The organism is Mesorhizobium sp. M7A.F.Ca.CA.002.15.2.1 (assembly GCF_003998715.1).
Taxonomy (GTDB): Bacteria; Pseudomonadota; Alphaproteobacteria; order Rhizobiales; family Rhizobiaceae; genus Mesorhizobium; species Mesorhizobium ciceri.
In genome coordinates, this window is sequence record NZ_RZPI01000841.1 from 1 (window position 1) to 2,127 (window position 2,127).

Consider the following 2,127-nt stretch of genomic DNA (forward strand, 5'->3'; position numbering starts at 1 on the left):
TGCACGTCGTCGAGCCCGTCGGCGTCCGACACCGTGAAGGTGCCTGTCGCAACCGTGCTGCCGTCGCCGGCCGCCGAACCCGCCGCCAGACCTGCTTCATAGACCTGGTCATGCGCGCCGGCCGGGTTGCCCTGGTCGACGACGACCTGTGGCACGTCGTTGGTGCCGTTGATGGTGATGGTCAGCGTTGCCGTATCGGTGTCGCCGTCGGCATCCTTCATCGTGTAGTTGAAGGTCTCGGTCAGCGTCTGGCCGGCGTCCAGCGCCTGCACCGCCGGATCGGCGTTGTTGAGCGTATAGGTGTAGGTGCCGTCGGGATTGGCCACGAAGGTGCCGTGCGCGCCCGTCGTCGAGCCATCCCAGCTGACGAAGCTCGTCGGCGTGTCGGCGCCCGGCTGGTTGTTGGCATGCAGGTCGTTGGTCAGCACATTGCCGTTGACCGGCGAAAGCGCGTCCTCGCTGATGCTGTTGGTGTCGTTGACCGCATTGGGCATGTCGTCGACGATGTCGATGACGATGGCTGCCGGGGCCGACGACGAGGTGCCGTCAGAGACGGTGAGCGAGAAGCTGTCGGTCTCGGTGACTGCCGGAACGTCCGTGGTCGGGCTGGTCAGCGTGTACTGATAGGCAGCAACGCCGGTTGCCGGGTTGTAGCCGGTGATCAGCAGCGTGCCGTGGTCGCCCTGGAAGACCGAACCGTTAAGGCTGCCAATGGCAACCGTGACGCCGCCGATGGTGACGCTCTGCACGTCGTCGAGCCCGTCGGCGTCCGACACCGTGAAGGTGCCTGTCGCAACCGTGCTGCCGTCGCCGGCCGCCGAACCCGCCGCCAGACCTGCTTCATAGACCTGATCATGCGCGCCGGCCGGGTTGCCCTGGTCAACGACGACCTGCGGCACGTCGTTGGTGCCGTTGATGGTGATCTCGACCGTTGTCGTCGAGGTGTCGCCGTCGCCATCGGTCAGCGTATACGTGAACGTGTCCGTCAGATGCTGGCCGGTGGTCAGCGCCTGGACCGCCGCAGCGCCGTTGTTCAGCGTGTAGCTGTAGTGGCCGTCCGCATCGATCGTGATCGAACCGTAACTGCCCGCCACGGCCGACCCGACATGGCCCGAGGCCGATGTGACCGTGCCTGCCTCGACGCCCGTTACCGTCGCCCCGTCCGCGCCCTTAACGTCGGCGACGCCGTCCGTCACATTCGCGTCCGCGCCGCCGCTGGCCGTGATCACGTTGCCGTCCGCGACCGTCACGCCGTCTTCCGTCACGCTGTCCGTATCGGCAACCGCGGTCGGCACGTCGTCGACGATGGCGACGGCAAAGGTGGTGCTGGCCGAATCGCCGTCGACGTCCGTGACAGTGATGCTGAAATTGTCCGGAACCGTGTCGTTGGGATCGAACCCGTTCGTGTGCTCGGGATGAGTGACCGATTCGGTCACCGTGTAATTGTATTGGATAGCACCCGTGCTCGGATTGTAGGAGACGATCTCCAAATAGCCGAACTGGCCCGGGATCTGCTGGCCGACGCCGGTGACGGCGACACCGTTGATAACGATCGACCCGATTCCATCCGGTGCGTCGATGCTGATCGTTCCGATGCCTGAGGTTTCGGAATTGCTTGGCGCGTCGCTGCCAGGCGATTGTGTCTGGTTGCCATCGAGGCCAGTTTCACTGGCCGCTTCGGTCGGGGCAAGCAGTGACGTGGCCACCACTGAAACCGGCCTGTCGACGATGGACGGGAACAGTTCGCGGCGATCCAGAAGCCCAAACTGCAAGGCGGTCGGCGGCAGCAATGCCGACAGGTCGAACCCGTCGCCGATGCCGCCGGGGGGAACCGAGAAATCACCGCCTGCGCTTGAATTCGAACCGCCGGGGCCGGCCGAGATGGAACCGTCGGCGCCGAAGGCGACATCGACATGGCTGGCTTCCAGCGCCGCCAGCAAGGCAACGCGCGGCACCTCGACGTCGCCGATGATGAAGGTCGGCACGTTCAGGGCGCCGTCCTTGATCACGATCACCGAGCCGTCGGCCTGTTCGAGTACAAGGTTTTGGCCGTCGACCTTGATGTTGTCGATGGAGGCGTTGGCAGGAAGCCTTACCACGTGGCTGGCGTCGGCTACATATTCGTGC

1 protein-coding gene is annotated in these 2,127 nt (G+C 65.0%); it reads right to left on the bottom strand.

What is annotated here, in order from left to right:
• Positions 1-2,099: VCBS domain-containing protein (locus ENZ74_RS30090; protein WP_206522361.1), on the bottom strand; the 2,099-nt coding region annotated here is incomplete at its 3' end.
• Positions 2,100-2,127: the final 28 nt, after the last annotated feature.